Raw genomic sequence first — 22,427 nt, forward strand, 5'->3', positions numbered from 1 at the left:
CGAGTTCAAGGGCGGCGTCCGGGTCGATATCGCCGTGTGGAACGGCGGTGCGGTGGTGGAGACGTTCCAGGTGCGCGCCGGCAGCGGGATCGTGGCCGGCCAGGGCGTCGACGGCACCGCGACCGTGCCCTACACGGCGACGGTGACGACCGCGCAGCCGATCGCGAACTGCCGGAACGCCTCCGACTCCGGTCCCGACGCCGGACCGAACGACAACTGCTACCTGACGGTCATCCCCTCGGTGGCCTTCGACGCCATCGAGTTCACCCCGCTGATGGGGGAGATGTCGCTCGAGGGAAGCCGGGACTTCGGCGACGACCCGGCGTTCGACACGATCTTCGTCCTCGGGTCGGGCTACGACGGCGAGCTCGGCTGCACCGCCGAGAACAGCACCGCCACCATCGACCAGGGCACCGTCTACGGCACCTTCACGCGGCTGTCGAACACCGATGGATCGGACTGCGTGCTGAAGCCGTACACGCTCTCGGCCGACACGACCGCCGGCGAGCTCAGCTTCGTGCCCGTCGACGTCGATCCGCCGCAGCCGGCGGCCTACCAGGGCACCGTGAAGTTCGCGCCGCAGAACTCCGCCAACCCGTTCACGAGTCACCTCGAGTACGACCAGGACGATGACGGACCGATGGGCTGGGAGTACATGCCCTGGTGCGCCGGCGATCCGTTCGCGACTCCGGACTCCCCCGGCTCGATCGACACCTCGGTGATCCCGGCCGGGCACACCTGGTGCATCGTCTCGGAGGGCACCACGATCTACTCGGCGACCCAGACGCGCACCGCGTGGGACGTCGTGGGGATCGGGGACCCGAAGATGCGCTGATCGGCGGGGGTTCGACCGTCCGCTATCCGCGAGGGCTCGGTGTGGTGCTGACCACGCCGAGCCCTCGCAGTGTCTCCTCCGCCTCCGAGCGGATCGCCTGCGCCGCGGAGGTGTCGTCGGTCAGTTCCGCCTCGATGAGCCGGAGCTGCGCGATCTCGAAGGTGAGCCCCTGCTCACGGGCCAGCGCCAGCCCGGCGGCGACGGCGTCGCGGGCCTCGGGGAGGCGATCGAGCGGCATGAACGCCGAGGCCCTGATCCGCGCGATCGTACTGCCGTAGAGTTCGGCCTCCTCCCCGGCCCCGCGCTCGGTCTCGGCAAGCGTGCCGAGCGCATCTCCCGGCCGCCCCGCCAGCACGAGCCCCTGCGCCACCAGGATCCCCGCCTCGATGGCCGACTGCACCTGGCCGGCGCGGACCGCCTCCTCTCGGAGTTCGAGGAGTCGCCCCATCGCCTCATCTCCATCGCGAAGCAGGTGCAGCCGCGCCAGCTGGATCTCGGCGAAGATCGCGGCATCCACGAGACCGTGCGCCCTGAGCACCCGGACCGCGGGCACGAGGACCTCCTCGGCCTCGTCGAATCGCGCCTGACTCACCAGCACCTCGCCGATGTTCGCTCCGCAGGTCGCCGCCTCCGATTCGTTCCCGGCACGAAGGAACGCGTCCTGGGCGCGGGTGTAGAACCCCACGGCCTCCTCCCACTTCCCCTCCCAGTAGGCCTGCCCGCCGAGATTGTTCGTCACGACCGCGGTGCCGGTGAGGTTTCCGAGCTCGTCGTAGATCTCGAGCGCCCGCTCGCCGTAGACGGCCTTCGCGGACTGACCCAGCATCACGTAGGCGGCGTCGAGCACCTGATAGGAGCGCGCCAGCGCCTCTCGCTCGCCCGACGCCTCCGCCTCGACCATCGCCTGCTCGGCCAGACGCACCGCTGCGGGCATGTGCTCCTGCAGCTGCCGGATCTGCGCGTTCAGGGCGTTCAGCCGAGCCGTCGCGCGGAGTGCCTCGTCACTCCCGAGGTCGGCGACCAGGCGTCGGCCGATGGTGAGGTCCCGGTACGCGGTGCCGTAGGCGCCCGTGCGAGCGCGTGCGCGCGCCCGCTTGCGAAGGACATCGGCGGAGCGGATGGGATCGTCGCGGACGAGCCGCCCGGCCTGCCGGTACGCCTCGACGGAGTCGGTGAACAGCCCGGCGAGCTCGAGCACGTCGCCGAGCGCCTCGGAGACGTCGGCGACCTGCCCGGCCATCAGGTCGGGCACGTGGCGCGACGCGTCCAGGGCGCGCCGGTAGAAGGTCGCGGCTTCGAGGTTGGCGTAGATCTCCTTCGCCCGCTCCCCCGCGTCGCGCGAGTACCCCCACGCCTCCGGCCAGCGATGCGCCTCCGCGTAGTGGATCGAGAGGAGCTCGACCTGTCCCGAGGGCTGATCCGCGGACGCGGCGAGGATCGCGTCGCCGACGCGCGCGTGCAGCTCGCGCCGCGTCTTGAACGGCAGGCCGCCGTAGGCGACGTCGCGGATCAGGCTGTGCTGGAACCGCACCCAGCCCACGTCGTCCACGGTGAGGAATGCGGCGAGCCGGTGCAGCATCCGCACCGTCCACCGGGTGTCGGCGGCGGACTCGCCCAGCACCGCCGCGATGTGCTCCTGGCGGAACCCGGTGCCGAGCACCGCGAGCCGCCGGAGCAGGTTGCGGTCGGCCGGCGGGAGACGATCGATCCGGGCGGCGATGAGTCCCTCGACGGATGGCGGGAGGTGGTCGACGCCGCCCTCCGCCCGCAGCACGTGCAGCAGCTCCAGCAGGAACAGCGGGCTGCCCTCGGCGCGGGCGGCGAGCTCCTCGACCTGGCTCGAGAGCAGCGGTGCGCTGGCGGTGGCGCGCTCGATGAGGTCCCTGGCCTGCTCGGCATCGAGCGGCTCGAGCGCGACGTGCGTGACCGACGGCGCCTCCGGGGCCACGAAGCCGTGGTCTCCGGGCTGACGGCCCACGACCACCAGCCACGGCATCGACTCGATGTCGGTGATGAGCGCCGTCAGCAGGTCGCGCGACGCGTCGTCCATCCACTGCCCCTCCTCGATGAGGAACAGCGTCGGCCGGTCGATCGTGGCGCGGAGCAGCTCGGACACCGCGGACCGCGTGCGCTGGGGGCGGAACCGGTCGGCGAGCTGGGCGACCTCGGGCGATTCGGGCAGCGCCAGTCCGAGCGGCGTGCCGATGAGTGCGAGCCACGGCTCGAGCTCCGGCGCGTGCGCCCGCACCAGTTCGGCGAGGGCCGCGCCGGTCGCCTCCGGGTCCGGATCGTCGAGCTCCCAGGCCGCGCGCAGCAGGGCCCGGAACGGGAAGTACGGGGTGGCCGTCTGGTACAGCCGGCACTCGGCGGTGACGACGTGCGCCGGCCGGGTGGTCTCCACAAGTTCCCGCAGGAGCCGCGACTTGCCCATCCCGACGTCCGCGGTGACGTCGACCATTCCGCCGTGGCCGGCCTCGGCCGCAGCCCACGCGCGCTGCAGGACGGCGAGCTCCGCGTCGCGGCCGATCAGCGGCGTGGCGGCCGAGCCGGCGGCCGCGCGACTGCCCTGGGGGTCGCCGACCGAGAACGCGCGCACCGGCGCACGCTTGCCCTTGACGGTGAACGGCTCGCACGCGGCGACCTCGAAGGTGGTCCTCGACCCGTCGAGGACGTCGCGGGTCGCGAACACGTCGCCCCTCGGCGCCTGCGCCATGAGGCGGGCCGCCAGGTTCACGACGTCGCCCATGACGGTGTACGTGCGGCGGTACGGGGGGCCGACCGCGCCGGCGAACACGTGCCCCCAGGTGATCCCCGTCCGGACGGCCAGGTCGCGCGGCGCGCGCCTCCGGATCGCACCCGTCGCGAGCAGCATCTGCTCCTCGTTGTTGCCGGCCGTGTCGGGGACCCCTGCGGTGAGGATGATCTTCCCGCCGTTCGCGGCGATGTCGGTGGCGAGGAAGGTCACGCCGCGCGCGTCGGCCTCCTCCTGGACCACGGCGACCAGTTCGTCGAGGACGCGTGCGGCCGCGTCCGGGTCGTCCTCGACGAGCCGGTCGAAGCCGAGGTACTGCAGGAAGGCGACTGCCGCGGGCCGATGCTCGGGGTCGACGGCGCCGCTCAGGAGGATCCTCCGCAGCCCGACCGGCACGAACCGACCGAGGTCCCCCGGCGGGGTCTGGGCCGCGACGAAGCCCGTCGGCTCCACGTGGGGCGCGCGCGCCAGCAGCCGGCCCGGGCCGCGGGCGGGGCCGACGGACGCGTGCGGCAGCAGGGCCGCGGTCTCCGGGCTGACCAGGATCTGCCCGGCGGATGCCGCCCCCTCCATCTCCACCGTGCGGGTCGCGGCGGGGCCCGCGACGATGAACTCGCGATGCGATCGGCCCACGAGGAAGAAGTCGAACGTGCCGCTGTGCACGCCGACCGACATCCGCAGGCGCACGGTCCCGGCGCTCGTGGTGAAGCCGTCGAGCCCGCGGAGCTCGGCGCGCATCGCATGCGCGGCGGCGGCGGCGCGCAGGTGGTGGTCGTCGCCGACGAACAGCAGCAGCTGGGCGTCGCCGCCGAACTTGAGGAGGTTGGCCCCCAGTGCGTACGCGGGCGGGAGCAGCCGCGCGAACGTGCCGTCGATGACCTCGGTGACCTCCTCCGCTCCGACGTCGCCGTGGCGCGCGAGTCGCTCCGACATCCGCGTGAAGCCCGAGACGTCGACGAGGGCCATGCTGCCCTCGACCGCACGATGCAGGCGGCCCGGCGTCTCCTCGTCCCAGTAGCGGACCACGCGCGGCACGTAGGGCTGCAGCACCTCGATCGCCTCGGTGCCGCCCTCCGTACCGCGGGTCGCGGGCATGCTCCTCCCTCTCATCGGGGAATCGGGCAGGTACCAGCCAATCTATCCCCGGAGCCCGCCGTCCCCCGGCAGCGCGGCCCCGCTCGTCGGATGCCACCCGGCGGGAAGACCGGGCCTGAGCGCGCCGCCGTGCGGGCCGGAGGCAGCCTCAGAGCAGCCAGGGATCGATTTCGCCGAGGTCGTCGGCGCGCGGCGGGTCGGCCACGGCGGGCTGCACCGACATCCGTCGGCGCGCGACCCGCGCGAGCCGCCCCGCCACCACCCCGGCCGCGCCCGCTCGCCCGGCACCGAGTCGCGTGAACGACCTCGCGCGGGGGCCGGTCGGCACGTCGTCGGGCAGGGCGGCGACCGCAACCAGCCACGACGGCAACGTGAGCAGCTCGAGGACCTCGCGCAGGCGCTCCGACTCGAAGACGCTCTCGCTCTCCAGCTCCTCGCCGAGGATCCTCGCGAGGACCTCCTCGGCACCCGGGTGGCCCGCGAGCGATGCGACGGCGGCGGCGTGTTCGACGCCGACGGGTTCCGCGAGCACCTCCTCGTCCGCCCCGGGCTCCCGCGACGGATCGCTCGAGTACCGCCCGAGCTCGTCCTCGCCGCGCCACGCCGCGAGGACCAGTTGACGATCGTGACGGACCCGGACGGAGAGGACCGCAACGTCGAGCCGTGCCGCGAGTTCCCCGGCGAGCGCGAGCACGTCGCGCCGGCCGGCGGCCACCACGCCGTCGCCGGGCGCGGCGACGAAGGCGATCCATCCCGCATCGGGCGGTGCGACCCAGCCGGTCGCGCGCAGGTCGCGGAGTGCGCGGGTCACCTCGGCCTCGCCGCCGTCCGCCCGGACGAGCACCGCCGCGTACGTCTCGCCGCCCGGGCCGGAGGACTCGACGGGCGGACCGATGGGGAAGGCCATGCCCGATCCTCGCCCGAGCCGACCCGCGGTGTCCAGCGGCGTCGGCGGCACGCGCGACCGTCGGCGGCACCGCCGAGGGCAGCACTGCCGTGGGCCGCTCCGCCCTCGGCGGCATCCGGCCACGGCGGCTCGCCCCGGGGTCACGCTGGCACCATGAGCGATCGAGACCTCCCACCCGTCCAGCCCATCGACGCCGAGCTCACGCGGCGGCTCTTCCACGAGCGCATCATCGTGCTCGGGGACGAGCTCGACCAGGCCGGCGGCAACCGCATCTGCGCGCAGCTCGTGGCGCTCGCCGCCGACGACGCGCGCCGCGACATCCGCTTCTGGATCAACTCCCCCGGCGGGTCGGTGCCCGCGATGCTCGCGATCCATGACGTGATCCGGGCGATCCCGAACGACGTGGCGACGATCGCCGTCGGGATGGCGGCGAGCGCCGGGCAGTTCCTGCTCACCGCGGGCGCGCCGGGCAAGCGCGCCGCCCTCCCGCATTCCCGCATCCTGCTCCACCAGGGTTCGGCGGGCATCGGCGGCACCGCCGTCGACATCGAGCTGCAGGCCGACGACCTCCGCCACACGCGCGACACGGTCCTCGGGCTCATCGCGGGCTACACGGGCCGGCCGATCGAGCGCATCCGGGAGGACTCCCTGCGCGACCGCTGGTACACCGCCGCGGCGGCGGTCGAGTACGGCTTCATCGACCACGTGACCGAGCGGTTCGACGAGTTGTTCCCGCTCGAACCGCGGGCCGTCGCCGGACTGGGGGTGCCCGCATGAGCTCCTACGCCATCCCGTACGTGGTCGAGCGTCGCGGCGGCGTCGACCGCTCGCTCGACGTCTACAGCCGCCTGCTCTCCGAGCGCATCGTGTACCTCGGCACCGAGATCGACGACGGCGTCGCGAACGTGCTCGTCGCGCAGTTCCTGCACCTCGCGTCCGAGTCGAACGACACCCCGATCAGCCTGTACGTGAACTCGCCCGGGGGCTCGCCGAGCGCGGCGCTCGCGGTGTACGACACGATGCGGCACATCCACCCGGAGGTGGCGACCACCTGCGTCGGGCGTGCCGGCGGTCCCGCCGCGGTGCTCCTCGCGGGCGGGGCGCCCGGGCAGCGCTCGATGCTGCCGCACAGCACGGTGACCCTCCACCAGCCGTCGACGCAGGGTCGGGGCACCGTGCCCGACCTGATCCTGCACGCCGACGAGGTGCTCCGCGTGCGCGCCGACCTCGAGGCGGCCCTCGCGGCCGACACGGGCCGGAGCCCCGAGCAGCTGCGGGCCGACACGGACCGCGACCTCATCCTGCCCGCGGCCGCCGCCGTCGCCTACGGACTCGCCGACCACGTGCTGGCGGCGCGCGTCGAGGTCCCGCTCGTCCGTTGACCCGGCGTCGCCCGGCCGCCGCCGGTCAGGCCGCGAGGAGGAGGGCGTCGGACGGGGCCGGCGCGACGGGCGCGAGCGGCGCGGCCGGCATCGGACGCACCCGGGCGACCGGCGCCCGTCGGCCGGGCTCGGCCCGGTCCGGCGCCGGTGGCGCCAGCCTGCCCGCCACGCGGCCCACGACGTCGGCGAGCTCGAGCCCGAGCGCGTCGGCGACCGCGCCGAGCACCTCCGACGACGCCTCCTTGCGCCCGCGCTCCACCTCGGAGAGGTACTGCGGCGACACCCCCGCGGTCCGAGCCACCTCGGTCAGGATGCGCTCCTGCCCCCGGCGTTCGTCGCGCAGCACGTCGCCGAGCACGTCCCGCCAGAGCGGCCTCGATCGCCGCATCGCCTCGACTCGGCCGCCCGTGAACCCGATCGCCTGACCCATGCGCCGAGGCTACGCACGGCGGCCGAAGGACGACAGGGCGCTCCGCTCACAGCAGAACGACGGCGCGGGGTAGGGCCGGGCGTGCGTCGCGATCAGACCTCGAGCACGTACCCGGAGTGCCCGCTCGTGACCTCGTAGCCGAGCGCGGTGTAGAGCCCGACCGCGCCGGTCGGGTTCGCCGCGTCCACGTCCAGCGTCGAACGTCCGATCCCGGCGCGCTCCGCCGCGTCGAGATGCCGGACGAGCAGGACCCGGGCGAGTCCGCGGCCACGGTGGGCGCGCAGCGTTCCCACGAGGCGGACGTACGCCGAGGGCCCGTCCGGAGCGGCGGGAGTCGGCGGTTCCCGCAGGGCGATCACGAACGAGACGACCCGCTCGTCGGGGCCGTCGGCCGCCAGGGCGAGGAACGACAGGTCGGGCGCGAACGACCCGGCCTCGTGCATCGCCGCCCAGCTCTCCGGACTCGTCGACTGGCTGCCCCAGTGGTCGGCGAAGGCCTCGTTGCGGGCGAGTCGGGCCGACTCCGCCCAGTGGTCGGACCACGGCACCACCCGGATCCCCTCGGCGACCTGCGCGTCGGGGACGGGTGCGCGGAGGTCGCGCTCCAGGCTCGAGAAGTGCCGGACGCGCCGGAGCCCCGCGTGCTCGAGGAGTGCCGCGGCATCCGCCACGCCGTCGGTCGCGAACGACATGATCCATCCGGGCAGCCGGGCGTCGCTCGCGGCGAGCTGCTCACGGGCTCGCGCCGACTGCCATGCCAGGAGGCGCCGCCCGATCCCCCGGCCGCGCGCGTCGGGTCGGACCGCGCCCACGATGATCGCGCGCACCACGGTCTCGCGCCCGGGCGGGCAGACCGCGGACCCGTAGGCCATCACCCGCCCGTCCGGCCCGAAGGCGACCATGGCGTCGCGCGCCGGATCGACGTGCGGCAGCGAGAACACCTCGGCGACCTCGTCCCGCTGCTCGACCCAGTGCGGGTGGTCGCCTGCGGCGACGGCGGCGAAGAACTCCATCAGGGCGTCGAGGTCGGCGGGGACCGGTGCGCGCCAGCGTGCGACGTCCGGGTGCGAGGGGACGACGGGCGGGTCGATCGGTCCGAGCCGCTCGGCGAGGGTCTCGGACGAGGCGTCGGTGGCCGGCATGCCACGATCGTCGCACGGACCCGGCCGGTCCCGCGCGCCGGTCCGGTTCAGGCGGCCAGGACCTCGAGCACCACCGCGTTCTCGGGTGCCATGAGGGGCATCGGCAGCCCGACCTCGGCGAGCACGCGACCGGGAAGTCGCACCGATCGCTCGTGGAACCACGGCGGATCGGCATCCTGCACGGTGCGCACGGGCCCGAGGTCGAGCGGCCTGACGACGTACTCCAGGTCGTCGTCGAGCCCCGGCAGGCGCACGGGCGCCGGGAGCGCCTCGGTCGCGGAGTCGAGCATCGCGATCGAGAAGACCGCGTGCCGCGCGTCGTGGGCGACGACCCCGTGCACGACCCGGGCGGCGTCGGGGCTGTCGGCGCGCACCGAGCGGCCGCCGTGCAGCAGCGGCCGCAGGCGCCGGTACTGCGCGATCCATCCGGCGATTCGGTCGAGGTCCTCCTCGCTCGCGGACGCGAGGTTCCACTCGATGCCCGCGCTGCCGAACAGCGCGGTGGCGAAGCGGAACGACTGCTCGGACGTGCGCCCCGACGTGTGCGCCCGAGCGTCGCCGAGGTGCGCGCCGAGGTACTCCGGCGGCACCACGAGGCTCGTGTGCGGGTGGATGCGCTGGCGCCGGAGCGGGTCGTTGGTGTCGCTCGTCCAGACGCGGTCCGTGCGCTCGAGGATCCCGAGGTCGATGCGCGCCCCGCCGGACGCGCACGACTCGATCTCGACGCCGGGATGGGCGCGGCGGAGGCGGTCGATGAGCGCGTAGAGCCCGCGGGTCTGCGCGTGCGCGCTGCCGCCGAGCAGGTCGCGGTTGTGGTCCCACTTGAGGTACCGGATGTCGAGGTCGCCGAGCAGGGCGTCGAGCCGGTCGAACACGTGGTCGGCGGCGCCCGGCGCCGAGAGGTCGAGCACGCGCTGCCAGCGCCATTCGGGGTCGCCGTCGCGACCGAGGACCCATCCGGGGTGCGCACGCGCGAGCTCGGAGTCGGCGCTGATCATCTCGGGCTCGACCCACAGCCCGAACTCCATGCCGGCCGCGTTCACGCGGTCGACCAGCGGGGCGAGGCCGTCGGGCCAGACGTCGCGGTCGACGATCCAGTCGCCGAGTGCGCGGCGTTCGTCGCGGCGGCCGTGGAACCAGCCGTCGTCGAGCACGAAGCGCTCGACGCCGACCCGTGCGGCCGCGTCGATGAGCGGCTCGAGGCGCTCGAGCGACTGGTCGAAGTACACCGCCTCCCAGGTGTTCAGCACGACCGGGCGCGGGCGGGCGGCGATCGTCGACCACGAGCGCACCCACGGGTGCAGCCGGTCGGGGATGCCGTCGAGCCCACCGGCCGAGTGGACGGCGACCACCCACGGGGTCTCGTACGCCTCCCCCGGCGCGAGCCGGACCTCGCCGGGCGCGAGCAGCTCGCCCGCGCCGAGCGTCGCCGGCCCGAGCGCCGTGCGCTCGGCCCACAGGTCGGTGTCGCCCGACCACGCCACGTGCGCCGCCCAGACCTCGCCGTGCCGGAAGCCGAAGCCGGGCGTGCCAGCGACGAGCAGGAACGCGTCGTCGTGCCCGCCGCGGCCGTGCCGCGACTCGCGGGCGTGCACGCCGTGCTCGAACCCGCGCCGGATGGGACGACGCTCGTCGGCCCACAGGCCGCTGAAGTCCATGAGCTCGCGCGCCCGCGCGGGGACCGGGAGCACGGCGGCGAGCCGCCCGACGCCGAGCGCCGAGCCGCCGCGATTGGCGACGCGGTGCCGCACCCGCAGCACGCCCTGGGGCGTGAGCTCGAGCGTCGTGGTCACGGTCGCGCCGGCGGCGGCATCCTCCAGCTCGAACTCCAGTCGGCCGCCGAGTGCGTGCGATGCGGAGGAGGTCTCGACGAGCCCGGAGCCCTGCTGCAGCACGAACCGCGGGGCGCGCAGCGCCCGTGCGGCCTCCGCGTCGTCGTCCGGCGCCCGGAAGGCCTGGAGACCCGGCCGGCCGGACCATCCGTCGCCGAAGGTGGGCAGGAGGCTCAGCCGGAGCGGCACGTCGATCGACGAGGGCGGCACCGCCGGCGCGGATGCCGCGGCGAGCGCGTCCAGGGCGTGCGGCCCGAGTGCACCGAGGTCGCTCCCCCAGTGCAGAAGGGCGGGCACGCCCGTGCCGCGGGCGTCGACGACGACGCTGACACCCGCGGCACGGAGGTGATGGATCACGAGGCGGAGACTACCCCGCGACCGGGATGGACTGGGCCTCCATCGTGGAGATGGTCGACTGCTGGCCCTTCTCGAGCGCCTCCGGCAGCGTGCCGCTGCCCGAGGCCGCAGCCTTGAAGCCGTCCGACACGTCGGCGTAGGTCTGCGTCATGGTCGGGCCCCAGACGAAGTCCGGGCTGACCTGCGCCGCCGCCTCCGCGAACACGTCGTAGATCGGCTGTCCGCCGTAGAACTCCACGCCCTCGGTCAGGCTCGGCAGCTCGAGGCCCGCCTTGGTGGCCGGGTAGATCGCCGCCTTCTCGTTCAGGAGCGTGAGCGACTCATCCGAGGTGTTGAGCCAGAGGGCGAACTTGGCCGCCTCGTAGAGGTGGTCGGTGCCCTTGAAGACCGCGATCGACGAGCCGCCCCAGTTGCCGGCGGCCGAGTCGCCCGCGCTCCACTGCGGCGCGAGCGCCACCGACCAGTTGCCGGCGGTGTCGGGTGCGCCCGACGCGATGGAGTTCGCGCCCCAGACGGCCGAGTTCCACGTCCACACCTCACCCGAGTTGTAGGCGTTGTTCCACTCGTCGGTCCAGGCCGGGTACGTCGAGACGAGGTCGTTCTCGATCAGGTCCTGCCAGTAGTCGGCGACCTGCTCCGACTCGTCGCTCGTGAGCTCGACGGTCCACTGGTCGCCGTCGTTCGCGAACCACTGGCCGCCGGCCTGCCACACGAACCCGGCGAACTGGTTGATGTCGGTCTGCGAGAAGTTGGTGATGTAGCCACCCTCCTCGCGAATCTTCACGGCCGCCTCGCGGTACTCGTCCCACGTGGTCGGCACGTCGATGCCGGCCTCGTCGAACTTGTCGCTGCGGAAGAACAGCGCCATCGGGCCCTGGTCCTGGGGGATGCCGTAGACCTGGTCGTCGGTGCCGAGCGAGACCTGGCCCCACGTCCAGTCCAAGAAGTCGTCCTGGGCGGAGATGACGTCCTCGCACGCGGCGAGGTCCTCGAGGCCGTCCTGCACGCGGAAGTTCGGCAGCGCGTCGTACTCGATCTGGCCGAGGTCGGGGGCGTTCCCGGCCTGCAGCTGGTTGAAGAAGTTCTGGTACGTGCCGGAGTTGCCGTTCGGACCGGTCTGGACCTCGACCTGGATGTCGGGGTTCTCGTCGTTCCACATCGCGACGGCGTCCTCGATGCCGGGGATCCAGCTGGTGAAGGTGAGCGTGACGTCCTCGCCCGCCGGCTCGCACGAGCCGCCGGAGGCGCTGCCGCCTCCGCCGCCGGAGTCGCCCGCGGCGCAGCCCGTGAGGGCGAGAGCCGCGGAGGTGAGCAGGGCTGCGGTGACCGCTCGTTTCGTGTGACGCATGGTTTCCTCTTCTCGGTGATTGGTGCCCGGATGCCCCCGGGCAGGGCGACTACTTCAGGGATCCGGCGCCGAGGCCAGTGCGCCAGTAGCGCTGAAGCAGCAGGAACGTGATGATCAACGGGATGATCGAGAGCAGCGAGCCGACGAGCACGAAGGTGCGCAGCTCGGGGAACTGGTTGATGGTGGAGTTCCAGGCGTAGAGGCCGAACGTGACGGGGAACAGCTCCTCGCTGCGCAGCATGATCAGCGGCAGGAAGAAGTTGTTCCAGATGGTCACGAACTGGAACAGGAACACGGTGATGAGCGCGGGGAACATCAGCCGGATGGAGACGGTGAAGAACGTGCGCAGTTCGCCCGCGCCGTCCAGCCGGCTCGCCTCGAGCAGTTCCTCCGGGACGGACGCCTCGGCGAACACGCGCGACAGGTACACGCCGAACGGGCTCACCACGCTCGGCAGGAAGACCGCCCAGAACGTGTCGGTGAGCTGCACCCGGCTGAACAGCAGGAACAGCGGGAGCGCGAGCGCCGTCGCGGGCACGAGCACGCCGCCGAGCACGATGTTGAAGATCGTCTCGCGGCCCGGGAACCGGTACTTCGCGAGGGCGTAGCCGCACATCGCGGCGAGGATCGTCGCGACGACGGCGCCGAGGCCGGCGTACAGCAGGCTGTTGAGGATCCACCGCAGGTACACGCCGCCCCGGTAGTCGAAGAGCGCACCGATGTTCTCGAAGAGCCGGAAGTCGGCGAACCAGAGCGGGTTCGTGCTGAACAGCTCCCCGCGGCTCTTGGTCGAGGCGACGAGCAGCCACCAGATCGGAACCAGGAAGTAGACGGTGAAGACGCCCATGACGAGCATCGCGCCCGTGCGGGACAGCAGGCTCTCGCGGGGGCCGCGGCCGGCGCCCGGCGACCCTCCGGCACGCTCGAAGCCGCGCGGGTTGACGACCTGCGACGCGGACGTCGCGTCGGGTCCGATGGCGGCGCTCATGCGTCCGCTCCCTTCCGACGGGTGAACCTCAGGAACGCGAACGAGAGGATGAACGTGGCGAGCGCGAGCACGACCGAGAAGGCCGCGGCGAGCGAGACGTTCGGGATGGAGCTGGTCGCGTAGATCGTCATGTTCGGCGTGTACGTGCTCGTGACCGCCGAGCTGAAGGAGCGGAAGGTCTGCGGCTCGGCGAGCAGCTGGAGCGTGCCGATGATCGACAGCACGGCGGTCAGCGTGAGGGCCGGCCGGACGAGCGGGACCTTGATCGACCACGCGATGCGCGCCTGGCCCGCCCCGTCGATGCGCGCCGCCTCGTAGATCTCCTGCGGGATGGCGAGCAGCGTCGAGTAGATGATCAGCATGTTGTAGCCGACGAACACCCAGGTGACGACGTTCGCGATCGCCCACAGGACGAAGTCGGCCGAGAGCAGGTCGACCCGGCTCGTGAGCGCCTCGAACGGCGAGAGGTTCGGCGAGTACAGGAAGCCCCACATGATCGCGGCGATGACGCCGGGGACGGCGTACGGCGCGAAGAAGGCGAGGCGGAAGAACTTCTTGCCGCGCAGCAGCGGCGAGTCGAGCAGCAGCGCGAAGAGCAGCGCGAGGCCCAGCATCACCGGCACCTGCACGATGCCGAAGAGCAGCACGCGGAGCACCGACGACCAGAACGCCTCGTTCTGGAAGACGATCAGGTACTGCTGGAACCCGCCGAAGACCTCGCGGGCCTCGCCGAACGTGCCCTCGCGCTCGACCACGAGCAGGGACTGCCAGACGGCGACGCCGATCGGGATCAGGTAGAAGAGGATGAACAGCACGGCGAACGGCGCCACGAACGCGACGATCGCCCAGGGGTGCTGCACCCGACGTCGCCGGCTCGGGGACGGCGTGGATCTCGTGCCGCGCGCCGCATCGCGCGCGACCTCGGTGGTACCGGGGGCGGTCATTCCGCACCCTCCTCTCTCATCACCCGGACGGCCCCGGCGGGCACCTCGAGGCGCCCGTCGACGACCGTTCCGGTCACGAGTTCGGTGCCGCGGGCGTCGATCGCGACGTCCTCGGTCCCGTGGTTCACGATGAACCGGTAGCTGCGCCCGTCGCCCACGCGGCGGGTGATCTCGACGTCCGCGGACGCGCCGGGCTCGCGGCGCGCGCCGGCGGCCTCGACGACCCGTGCCGTGAACTCGCGCATCGCATCGTGGTCGAGGAGCGTGCCGAGGTACCAGGCGTCGCCGCTGCCGGGGCCCGCGGCCTCGGCGCGACGGGTGATCGCCGGCATCCCGGCGGCTGGGCCGTCGGCGAAGCGCTCGACGACCGTCGCCTGCGGCGCGGTCATCCGCTCCGCCCAGAGGCCGGCGCCGGCGCCGGATCCGAGGGTGAGCCGGGTGCCGGGCAGCACCGGGGCGAACTCCTCGACCCGGATGCCGAGCAGGTCGCGCCAGGCTCCGGGGTACCCGCCGGGGCGCACCCGGTCGTCCTCGTCGACGATGCCGCTGCCGAACGTGACGAGCGCGTGCGCGCCCGCGGCGACGGCGTCGTCGACGGTCGCGGCCTCGACGTCGCGCACGAGGTGGAGGCCGGGCACGACGACCAGGCGATACCCGCTGAGGTCGCTGCCGGGCCGCACGACGTCGATGCCGACGCCGAGGTCGTGCAGCGCGCCGTACACGGCGTGCACGTGGTCGAGGTAGTCGAGCGCGTGGGTCGGCCGGTTCTCGGCGTCGTTGGCCCACCACGACTCCCACCCGAACAGCAGTGCGACGTCGGAGGCCACGCGCGTGCCCTGCACCTCGGCGAGGCGGCCGACGGTCGCGCCGAGCTCGCAGACCTCGCGCCAGTGCGCGGTGTCGGTGCCGGCGTGCGGGACCAGGGCGGAGTGGAACTTCTCCGAGCCCTGGAGCGAGGCGCGCCACTGGAAGAAGCAGACCGCGTCGGCGCCGCGAGCGACGTGCGCGAGCGAGTTGCGCAGCATCTGCCCCGGCTCCTTGGCGAGGTTGACGGGCTGCCAGTTCACGGCGCCGGTCGAGTGCTCCATGAGCAGCCACGGCTCGCCCCCGGCGAGGCCGCGCGTGAGGTCGGCCGCGAAGGCGAGCTCGGTGCGCGGTGCGCCGAGGCGGTGGTCGAGGTAGTGGTCGTTGGCGATGACGTCCATCTCGGGCGCCCAGGTCCAGTAGTCCAGGTCGCGGATGTGGGCCGTGACCATGAAGTTCGTGCTCACGGGCCGGTCGCTGCGGCGGCGGATGACGTCGCGCTCGGCCCGGTAGTACGAGAGCAGCTCGTCAGAGGAGAAGCGGTTGAAGTCCAGGACCTGGCCCGGATTGCGCGTCGACAGGTTCGCGCGGGGCGTGAGCACCTCGTCGAAGCTCGTGTACCGCTGGCTCCAGAACGTGGTGCCCCAGGCGCGGTTCAGGTCGGCGACCGTGCCGTAGCGGCGCTCGAGCCAGGAGCGGAACGCGCGCGTGGAGGCCTCGCAGTGGCAGTGGGCGTTGTGGCAGCCGAGCTCATTGGAGACGTGCCAGAGCGCCACGGCCGGGTGGTCGCCGTAGCGGCCGGCGACCGCCTCCACGAGCTCGAGCGCGGCTCGCCGGAAGACCGGGGAGCTCGGGCACCACGCCTGACGCCCGCCCGGGTAGCGCGTCGTGCCGTCCTCGACGACGGGGAGGATCTCGGGGTGCCGGGCGGTCAGCCACGGCGGCGGCGAGGAGGTCCCGGTGCCGAGGTTGACGCGGATCCCGCCCTCGTGCAGCAGGTCGATGACCTCGTCGAGCGCGCTGAAGTCGAATGCGCCGTCGGGTCCCTGCAGCGCGGCCCACCCGAAGACGTTGATCGCGACGAGGTCGACGCCGGCCTGCCGCATGAGCGCGACGTCCTCGCGCCAGGTCTCGGGGCTCCACTGCTCGGGGTTGTAGTCGCCGCCGAACGCGATGCCCCGGTGCGCGAACCGCGGGTGCGCGGCCACCGGTGCGGGCTCGGCGAGCGTGGTGCGGCTCCTCGCCAGCGTCGTCGCCTGGTGGTCCACGGTGCTCCCGATCCCCGTTGATTCTGTGAACGTGCACAGTCCCGGCCGACCTCGAGCCCATCCGGGTTTCTGTGAACGTACACAGAATGGCACCGCGCGTCTCGACTGTCAACCCCGCCGCGGCGATACAGTGAGTCGCATGAGCACGCGACCCGCTCGGCCGAGGCGCGCGACCGTCCACGACGTCGCGGTCGAGGCCGGAGTGTCGCGCGGCACCGTCAGCCGCTACGTCAACGGCGAGCGCTACGTCTCGGCCGCCGCGCGCGAGGCGATCGAACGCGCGATCGCGAAGGTCGGCTACGTGCCGAACACCGCGGCCCGCAACCTCGTCATGCAGCGCACCCAGGCGGTCGCCTTCATCGTGCACGAGCCCCACTCGCTCTTCGTCGAGGATCCGAACATCGGCGAGATCCTGCTCGGCGCGAACGCCGAGCTCTCCGACGCCGACCACCAGATGGCCGTGCTCATCGTCGACAGCGAGCGCGACACCGACCGTGTCGCCCGCTACCTCTCGGGCGGGCTCGTCGACGGCGTGATCATCGTGTCGGCGCGCGCCGACGACCCGATCACCCGCGTCGTCGAACGCCTGCAGCTGCCCGCCGCCTACGTCGGCCATCCGCCGGGGGCCGCCGGGTCGGCCTCGTTCGTCGTGATCGACAACCGCGGCGCCGCCCGGGCGATCACGGAACTGCTCGCGCGCACGGGCCGGCGGCGGATCGGCATGATCGCGGCCGCGCTCGACCGCGATTCCGGGACCGAGCGGCTCGCCGGGTTCCGCGAGGCCCTCGGCGACGCGTACGACGACGACCTGGTGGAGCCGATCCCGCTGTACTCCTACTCGCAGGGCCGCGACGGCATGCGGGCGCTCCTCGAGCGCGCGCCCGACCTCGACGGCGTGTTCGCCGCATCCGATGCGGTCGCCGCCGGCGCCATCGAGGCGCTCCGCCTGGCCGGCCGCCGCGTCCCGGAGGACGTCGGCGTCGTCGGCTTCGACGACAGCGCCTGGGCCCGCCGCACGACGCCCCAGCTCACGACCGTTCGCCAGCCCGCGCGTCGCCTCGGCTCGGAGGCCGCCCGCCTCGTGCTCGAACGGCTCCAGGCCGACGACGTCCCGGGCGAGGTGCGCCTCGAGTGCGAGACGGTCGAGCGCACGTCGGCGTGACGCCGAGGACGGCGGGCCGCGGGCGCCTACCCCGCTCCGCGGCCCGCCCGCTCTGCGGCCCGCCCGCTCTGCGGCCCGCCGACGATCAGCCGGCCAGCGCTTCGGCGATCGGGGTCTCGCCGCGGTTGAAGCGGATGGTGCGCCCGACCGTCGCCGGCTCCACCAGCGACGCGGCGACCGTGGCGGCCACGTCCGCCCGGTCGACGTCCGTGCTCTCCTCGCCCGTCACGTCGATGCGGCCGGTGCCCTCCCCGTCCGACAGGGTCGACGGGCCCAGGATCGTGTAGTCGAGCCCCGACGCGCGCAGGTGCTCGTCGGCCGCGGCCTTCGCGTCGGCGTAGTGGCGGAAGGCGCTGTCGGCGGGCACGCGGTGATCCAGGCGCGAGCCGAAGTAGGAGACCATCACGTAGCGACGCACCCCGGCGCGCTCGGCGGCATCCATCGACCGGACGGCGGCGTCATGGTCGACCGCGCGCGTCCGCGCGGGATCGCCACCGCCGGCACCGGCGGACCACACCACCGCGTCGTGCCCGGAGATGAGGCCGGCGAGCGCATCGACGTCGAGCGACTCGATGTCGGCGATCACCGGGTTCGCCCCCGCCGCGACGAGGTCGCCGACCTGGTCGGCGTCGCGGATGACCGCGTCGACCTCGTCGCCGCGCTCGGCCAGGATCCGCTCCACCTGCAGGGCGACCCGCCCGTGCCCGCCGATGATCAGCACCTTCGCCATGATCAGCCTCCCCCGCTGTCGCTGCCCCCAACGGTACCGACCGACCGCGCCCATGCACCAGCCGCGGACGTCGGCGCGGCCGCCGCTCGACGCGCCGGCAGTGGCGGCGGCGCGCGCACGGGGGGCAGAATGGGCCCACGAACACGCGGAGGTGGGCATGTCGGTCGAGACGCTGCTGTGGGGCGCGATCTTCGGGATCATGGCGATCGGGGGCGTCGGCCTGGCCGCGTCCCTGTGGGTGTTCGCGCGCGGCCCGCGCGACTGACGCGATCCCTCGGGCACCCATGCCGGTGACGAGCGCCGGCCTGCTGCTCTATCGCCGTGCGCCCGGGCTCGAGGTCTTCCTCGCCCACATGGGCGGCCCGTACTGGTCCGGCCGCCACGAGCACGCGTGGTCCATGCCGAAGGGTCTCGTGGAGCCCGGCGAGGACGAGCGCGACGCGGCGTTCCGCGAGTTCGCCGAGGAGGTCGGCGCGGACGCCCCGCTCGGGCCGGGCGATGCGGTCGACCTCGGCTCCGTGCGCGCCTCCTCGAGCAAGGTCCTGCGGGTGTTCGCCGCCGAGGCCGAGGGGTTCGCGCCCGAGTTCCGCCCCGGCACGTTCGAGCTCGAGTGGCCGCCCCGCTCCGGCCGCACGGCCGAGTTCCCCGAGGTCGACGAGGTGCGCTGGGTCCCGGTCGACGAGGCGCGCACGCTCCTCGTGAAGGGCCAGGTCGCCGCGCTCGAGCGGCTCGAACGGCACCTCGCGGGCTCGCGCGACGAGACCGGGGGCTGAGCGCGGCGACGTGCCGCGCCATCCGCCGGCCGGTCGACGGTGCGAGTCGGATCAGGCGACGGAGGCGTCGGCGGTCTCCCGCGAGCCGCCCCCGGAGCCCGGGCGACGCCGGCGCAGGTGGAACTCCCGTCGCTCGTCGATCGACGGGTCCGGGGCATCCCACACCTTGACGATCGCCCAGCCCACCGCGGTCAGCGGCACCGCGAGGACCGCGCCGGCGATCCCGCCGAGGATGGTGCCGGCCGTCAGGGCGATGAGCACGACGAGCGGATGCAGCTTCAGGGACTGCGCCATCACGACCGGCTGGAGCAGGTCGCCCTCGAGCTGGTTCACCGCGATGACGATCGCGACGACGATGAGCGCGACGAGCGGCCCGTTCGCCACGAGGGCGACGAGCGCGGCGAGGATGCCCGCGACCGTCGCGCCGACCAGCGGGATGAACGCCGTGAGGAACACGATGACGGCGAGCGGCAGCGCCAGCGGCACCTGCAGGATCGCGAGGCCGATGCCGATCGCCACCGCGTCGACGAGGGCCACGATCGCGGTCCCCCGCACGTACCCGCCGAGCACCTTGACGCTCGTCGTGCCGACGCGGCGTCCGCGCTCGAGGTGGTCGCCGCGGAAGGGTCGCATGAAGAACGCCCAGATGCGGTCGCCGTCCTTGAGGAAGAAGAACAGCACCACCAGCATCAGCACGAGCCCCGTGAGGAACTCCGTCGCCTGCGAGACGCCGGTGAGCGCGCTCTGGCCGAACTCGGCACTCGTCACGAAGTCGAGGATGCCGTCGCGCCACGCGTCGAGCTGCTCCTGGTCGATCGGGATCGGGAGCGTGCGCACCCAGCCGAGCAGGTCGTCGAAGCCCTCCGTCGCCGAGGTCGCGAGTTCCTCCCACTGCGACCGCACGGCGAAGACGATGCCCGTGATGATGCCGCCGAGCACGAGGATGCCGCCGAGCAGCGTCACCCACGCCGCGAGCATCGCCGACATCCCGCGGCGCAGCCAGCCGATGAGCGGACTCGCCGCCGACGCGAGGATGAGGGCGACGAGCACCGGGATCACGATCAGCGTGACCTGGGTGAGCGCCCAGACGGCCAGCGCGCCGAGCGTGACGACGAGGAGCACCTGCAGGCTGCGGATCGACCAGCGGCCGAGGCGGTCGTTCCAGACCGGTCCGCCCGCGCTCCGGCGGGGCGGGATCGGCTCGGCGGCCCCGTCGGCTCGGGACCCGGCGGCGGGTCGGCTGCGGGCGGGATCCGGGGCGCTGCGGCGTCGGAAGACCATGGCTCGACCCTAGGGGGGTCGCGTCCGGCTGCACAGGGCTTGCGCCGCGCGTCCCCGCTCGGGAACGGTTGACCCTCCCGCACCGACGTCCTAGCGTGACGGCGGGGCCGGTCGACCGGCGGGGAGGTCGCACGATGCCTGGCATGCCGGATGAGCGGGGTCGGGGGTCGGCGATGCGCGACCTCAGCCATCCGATCACCGACGGCATGACGGTGTACCCGGGCGACCCGGAGGTGCACCTCGCCCCCGCACTCGAACTCGACCGCGACGGCGCGGCCGTCACCGCGCTCGAGCTCGGGTCGCACACCGGCACGCACGTCGACGCCCCGTCGCACACCGTGGCGGGCGGGCGGACCATGGCCGACGTCTCGCTCGACGAGCTCGTCGGCGAGGCCCTCGTGTTCCACCTCGAGGGCCTCGCCGACGGGGCGACCTACGGTTCCGCCGACCTGGCGGCGGCGCTCGACGCCGGCGAGCTGCCCGCGGAGCTGCCGCCCATCGTCGTCATCGACACGGGATGGTGGCGGTCGTTCGGCACCGAACGCGCGGTGCGGCATCCTGCGCTCGACGCCGATGCCGCCCGCGAGCTCGTCTCACGGGGCATGCACGTGCTCGCGGTCGACACGCTGAGCCCCGACCCGACGGATGCCGCCGGCACGAGCGACTTCCCCGTGCACGCCATCGTGCTCGGCGCCGATCACCTCATCGTCGAGAACGTCGCCGGGCTCGACGGGGTTCCCGAGCGCGCGCGCATCGGGTTCTTCCCGCTGCAGCTGGGCGTCGACGGCGCCCCGGTCCGGGCGGTCGCCCTCCTGGACTGAGCCGGGGCCGGGGCCGGCCACCCCTCGTCACTCGGACAGGGCGTACGCGGTCACCCGATCCCGCTTCCCCTTGATCTCGAGGTCCGTCACCGTCGTGACGGCGAGCGCGCGGCTGCCGTCGAGCGACCGGTGGGTCTCGGCGCTGACGAGGATCGGCAGGCCGACGTCCTTGGTCTTCTCCTCCAGCCGGGCGGCGAGGTTCACGGCATCCCCCATCACCGTGTACTCGATCCGCTCCCTGCCGCCGATGTTGCCCGCGATCACGGGACCGGTCGCGATGCCGATCCCCGTCCGGAGGCTCGGCAGGCCCTCGCCGGCCTCCGCCGCGTTGAAGGCGTCGAGCGCCCGGCGCATCTCGAACGCCGTCGTCACCGCCCGGTCCGCGTGATCGGCCATGGGGTTCAGCGGCGTGCCGAAGACGGCCAGCACGGAGTCCCCGGCGAAGCGGGTGACCACGCCGCCGTGGTCGACGATGACGGACACCATCGCGGTCATGTAGCGATTGATCACCTCGACCAGGCGCGCGGGCGGCGTCTGCTCGCTGAGCGTCGTGAAGTCGCGGATGTCCGAGAAGACCACCGAGCAGTCGACGAGCCGTCCGCCGAGACCGGCGCCGGTCTCCACGGCCGCCCGGGCGACCTCGGGGCTCACGTAGAGGCCGAACAGCTCTCGCAGGCGCTCCCCCTGGCGCAACCCGTCCGTCATCGCGTTGAAGCGCTCGCCCAGGTAGCCGAGCTCGTCGTTGGTCGTGACCACCACCCTCGTGTCGAGCCGATCGTGCTCCACGCGACCCATCGCCGACTGCAGCGCCTCGAGCGGCTGCACGATCGCCCTCGCCGCGAGCACGGCCGTGATCACGCCGGTGACCAGCCCGACGCCGAGGATGAAGAGCTGCATGACGATGAGGTTGTCCAGGACCGCCTGCGGGTTCTCGGCCTCGAGCACGGCCCGCGTGCGCAGCTGCGACAGGACCACGAGCAGCGTCGGAGTGAGTCCGCCGATCACGATGAACGCGAGCAGCAGGCGCCGTCGCACCAGGAGTCGGAAGGCGCGGACGGTGCTGAGGTCGCCGTCCGGGAAGAAGACCGGGATCTGCTGCCGCCAGATCAGGTCGGCGCCGAAGTAGACGATGATCGTCCCCACGGCGCCGCCGATGGCGATGCCCACGAAGTTGCCGGGGTCGTCGTAGGCGATCGAGAAGAACACGGCCACGACGAGCGTGCCGGCGGCGACGAGCGACGCACCGACCAGCGGCCAGACCAGCACCAGGCGGGCGACGTTCGGCGGCATCTCGGAGGCCGGCGTGCCGTCCTCGATCGCCCGCAGCCAGTGCCGGATCGGTCGCCCGAGCCAGACGACCATCGCGATCGCGCCGACGAGGACGATCGCGCCCACGACCGCGAAGGCCACCACGCCCCCGGGTTCCAGCGAGCGGACCGCCGCGTCATCCACCGGCAGCGGGTCGATCAGCGAGAAGTACAGGAACACGATCAGGGCGCCGAAGACGGTCGCACCCGACATGAGCACCGCGATCCGGCGCGAGATCTCGCCCGACGACGGCTGCGACGTGCTCATC

Annotated in this window: 18 protein-coding genes; 6 read left to right on the forward strand and 12 right to left on the reverse strand. The window is 73.3% G+C overall.

Annotation, left to right across the window (positions count from 1 at the left end; translation table 11 throughout):
* Positions 1-835 (forward strand): hypothetical protein (locus ABME01_RS08995; protein WP_353828058.1); only part of this gene is annotated, 835 nt, incomplete at its 5' end.
* A gap of 22 nt (positions 836-857) precedes the next feature.
* On the opposite strand, the gene ABME01_RS09000 is transcribed toward ABME01_RS08995, so the two are convergent.
* Both ABME01_RS09000 and ABME01_RS09005 read right to left on the reverse strand, forming a co-directional pair.
* A complete protein-coding gene (locus ABME01_RS09000; RefSeq protein ID WP_353828059.1) occupies positions 858-4,682 on the reverse strand; it encodes an AAA family ATPase in 3,825 nt (1,274 codons plus the stop codon).
* Between the two features lie 148 nt (positions 4,683-4,830).
* Positions 4,831-5,589, reverse strand: a complete 759-nt coding sequence (locus ABME01_RS09005) for a hypothetical protein (RefSeq protein ID WP_353828060.1) — start codon at positions 5,587-5,589, stop codon at positions 4,831-4,833.
* A gap of 153 nt (positions 5,590-5,742) precedes the next feature.
* Between ABME01_RS09005 and ABME01_RS09010 the strand changes: the two genes are divergently transcribed.
* Together ABME01_RS09010 and ABME01_RS09015 are read left to right on the forward strand one after the other, a co-directional pair.
* Positions 5,743-6,366 (forward strand): ClpP family protease, encoded by a 624-nt coding sequence (locus ABME01_RS09010; RefSeq protein ID WP_353828061.1) that lies wholly within the window; start codon positions 5,743-5,745, stop codon positions 6,364-6,366.
* A complete protein-coding gene (locus tag ABME01_RS09015) occupies positions 6,363-6,971 on the forward strand; it encodes a ClpP family protease (RefSeq protein ID WP_353828062.1) in 609 nt (202 codons plus the stop codon). The genes ABME01_RS09010 and ABME01_RS09015 overlap by 4 nt, the downstream gene beginning before the upstream one ends.
* 25 nt (positions 6,972-6,996) lie before the next feature.
* On the opposite strand, the gene ABME01_RS09020 is transcribed toward ABME01_RS09015, so the two are convergent.
* From ABME01_RS09020 to ABME01_RS09050, 7 genes are all read right to left on the reverse strand, one after another.
* Complete coding sequence (locus ABME01_RS09020) at positions 6,997-7,401, reverse strand: helix-turn-helix domain-containing protein (RefSeq protein WP_353828063.1); 405 nt, start codon at positions 7,399-7,401, stop codon at positions 6,997-6,999.
* Positions 7,402-7,493: 92 nt separating this feature from the next.
* Positions 7,494-8,543, reverse strand: coding sequence for a GNAT family N-acetyltransferase (locus tag ABME01_RS09025; protein WP_353828064.1), 1,050 nt, complete (start codon positions 8,541-8,543; stop codon positions 7,494-7,496).
* A 47-nt stretch (positions 8,544-8,590) separates the two neighbouring features.
* Positions 8,591-10,732, reverse strand: a complete 2,142-nt coding sequence (locus ABME01_RS09030; RefSeq protein WP_353828065.1) for an alpha-galactosidase — start codon at positions 10,730-10,732, stop codon at positions 8,591-8,593.
* A gap of 10 nt (positions 10,733-10,742) precedes the next feature.
* Complete coding sequence (locus tag ABME01_RS09035; RefSeq protein ID WP_353828066.1) at positions 10,743-12,080, reverse strand: ABC transporter substrate-binding protein; 1,338 nt, start codon at positions 12,078-12,080, stop codon at positions 10,743-10,745.
* A 49-nt stretch (positions 12,081-12,129) separates the two neighbouring features.
* Positions 12,130-13,068 (reverse strand): carbohydrate ABC transporter permease, encoded by a 939-nt coding sequence (locus ABME01_RS09040; RefSeq protein ID WP_353828067.1) that lies wholly within the window; start codon positions 13,066-13,068, stop codon positions 12,130-12,132.
* On the reverse strand, positions 13,065-14,012 hold the full coding sequence (locus ABME01_RS09045; protein ID WP_353828068.1) for a carbohydrate ABC transporter permease: 948 nt from the start codon (positions 14,010-14,012) through the stop codon (positions 13,065-13,067). The genes ABME01_RS09040 and ABME01_RS09045 overlap by 4 nt, the downstream gene beginning before the upstream one ends.
* The gene (locus ABME01_RS09050; protein ID WP_436407422.1) at positions 14,009-16,084 is read right to left on the reverse strand and encodes a beta-galactosidase; all 2,076 of its coding nucleotides are present in this window, start codon (positions 16,082-16,084) and stop codon (positions 14,009-14,011) included. Before ABME01_RS09050 ends, ABME01_RS09045 begins: the two co-directional genes overlap by 4 nt.
* Before the next feature lie 139 nt (positions 16,085-16,223).
* On the opposite strand from ABME01_RS09050, the gene ABME01_RS09055 reads away from it, so the two are divergent.
* The gene (locus tag ABME01_RS09055) at positions 16,224-17,246 is read left to right on the forward strand and encodes a LacI family DNA-binding transcriptional regulator (RefSeq protein WP_353828069.1); all 1,023 of its coding nucleotides are present in this window, start codon (positions 16,224-16,226) and stop codon (positions 17,244-17,246) included.
* Between the two features lie 85 nt (positions 17,247-17,331).
* Here ABME01_RS09055 and ABME01_RS09060 read toward each other — a convergent pair whose 3' ends face one another.
* On the reverse strand, positions 17,332-17,976 hold the full coding sequence (locus ABME01_RS09060) for an SDR family oxidoreductase (RefSeq protein ID WP_353828070.1): 645 nt from the start codon (positions 17,974-17,976) through the stop codon (positions 17,332-17,334).
* Positions 17,977-18,260: 284 nt separating this feature from the next.
* Here ABME01_RS09060 and ABME01_RS09065 point away from each other — a divergent pair, with 284 nt between their 5' ends.
* The gene (locus tag ABME01_RS09065) at positions 18,261-18,749 is read left to right on the forward strand and encodes an NUDIX hydrolase (RefSeq protein WP_353828071.1); all 489 of its coding nucleotides are present in this window, start codon (positions 18,261-18,263) and stop codon (positions 18,747-18,749) included.
* A 51-nt stretch (positions 18,750-18,800) separates the two neighbouring features.
* Here ABME01_RS09065 and ABME01_RS09070 read toward each other — a convergent pair whose 3' ends face one another.
* Complete coding sequence (locus ABME01_RS09070; RefSeq protein WP_353828072.1) at positions 18,801-20,030, reverse strand: AI-2E family transporter; 1,230 nt, start codon at positions 20,028-20,030, stop codon at positions 18,801-18,803.
* A gap of 143 nt (positions 20,031-20,173) precedes the next feature.
* Here ABME01_RS09070 and ABME01_RS09075 point away from each other — a divergent pair, with 143 nt between their 5' ends.
* A complete protein-coding gene (locus tag ABME01_RS09075; protein ID WP_353828073.1) occupies positions 20,174-20,851 on the forward strand; it encodes a cyclase family protein in 678 nt (225 codons plus the stop codon).
* 27 nt (positions 20,852-20,878) lie between these two features.
* Here the strand turns inward: ABME01_RS09075 and ABME01_RS09080 are convergent, their stop codons facing one another.
* Positions 20,879-22,426 (reverse strand): adenylate/guanylate cyclase domain-containing protein, encoded by a 1,548-nt coding sequence (locus ABME01_RS09080; RefSeq protein WP_353828074.1) that lies wholly within the window; start codon positions 22,424-22,426, stop codon positions 20,879-20,881.
* Position 22,427 lies beyond the last annotated feature (1 nt).

Origin of the sequence: Agromyces litoreus (assembly GCF_040496015.1) — a bacterium.
Lineage (GTDB): Bacteria > Actinomycetota > Actinomycetes > Actinomycetales > Microbacteriaceae > Agromyces > Agromyces litoreus.

What these genes read in the sequence shown, in the direction of transcription:
- ABME01_RS09035 (WP_353828066.1), bottom strand. Translation starts at nt 12,080, where the DNA reads ATGCGTCACACGAAACGAGCGGTCACCGCAGCCCTGCTCACCTCCGCG.
- ABME01_RS09020 (WP_353828063.1), bottom strand. Translation starts at nt 7,401, where the DNA reads ATGGGTCAGGCGATCGGGTTCACGGGCGGCCGAGTCGAGGCGATGCGG.
- ABME01_RS09005 (WP_353828060.1), bottom strand. Translation starts at nt 5,589, where the DNA reads ATGGCCTTCCCCATCGGTCCGCCCGTCGAGTCCTCCGGCCCGGGCGGC.
- ABME01_RS09045 (WP_353828068.1), bottom strand. Translation starts at nt 14,012, where the DNA reads ATGACCGCCCCCGGTACCACCGAGGTCGCGCGCGATGCGGCGCGCGGC.
- ABME01_RS09025 (WP_353828064.1), bottom strand. Translation starts at nt 8,543, where the DNA reads ATGCCGGCCACCGACGCCTCGTCCGAGACCCTCGCCGAGCGGCTCGGA.
- ABME01_RS09075 (WP_353828073.1), top strand. Translation starts at nt 20,174, where the DNA reads ATGCCGGATGAGCGGGGTCGGGGGTCGGCGATGCGCGACCTCAGCCAT.
- ABME01_RS09065 (WP_353828071.1), top strand. Translation starts at nt 18,261, where the DNA reads ATGCCGGTGACGAGCGCCGGCCTGCTGCTCTATCGCCGTGCGCCCGGG.
- ABME01_RS09055 (WP_353828069.1), top strand. Translation starts at nt 16,224, where the DNA reads ATGAGCACGCGACCCGCTCGGCCGAGGCGCGCGACCGTCCACGACGTC.
- ABME01_RS09040 (WP_353828067.1), bottom strand. Translation starts at nt 13,068, where the DNA reads ATGAGCGCCGCCATCGGACCCGACGCGACGTCCGCGTCGCAGGTCGTC.
- ABME01_RS09000 (WP_353828059.1), bottom strand. Translation starts at nt 4,682, where the DNA reads ATGCCCGCGACCCGCGGTACGGAGGGCGGCACCGAGGCGATCGAGGTG.
- ABME01_RS09010 (WP_353828061.1), top strand. Translation starts at nt 5,743, where the DNA reads ATGAGCGATCGAGACCTCCCACCCGTCCAGCCCATCGACGCCGAGCTC.
- ABME01_RS09060 (WP_353828070.1), bottom strand. Translation starts at nt 17,976, where the DNA reads ATGGCGAAGGTGCTGATCATCGGCGGGCACGGGCGGGTCGCCCTGCAG.
- ABME01_RS09015 (WP_353828062.1), top strand. Translation starts at nt 6,363, where the DNA reads ATGAGCTCCTACGCCATCCCGTACGTGGTCGAGCGTCGCGGCGGCGTC.
- ABME01_RS09080 (WP_353828074.1), bottom strand. Translation starts at nt 22,426, where the DNA reads ATGAGCACGTCGCAGCCGTCGTCGGGCGAGATCTCGCGCCGGATCGCG.
- ABME01_RS09070 (WP_353828072.1), bottom strand. Translation starts at nt 20,030, where the DNA reads ATGGTCTTCCGACGCCGCAGCGCCCCGGATCCCGCCCGCAGCCGACCC.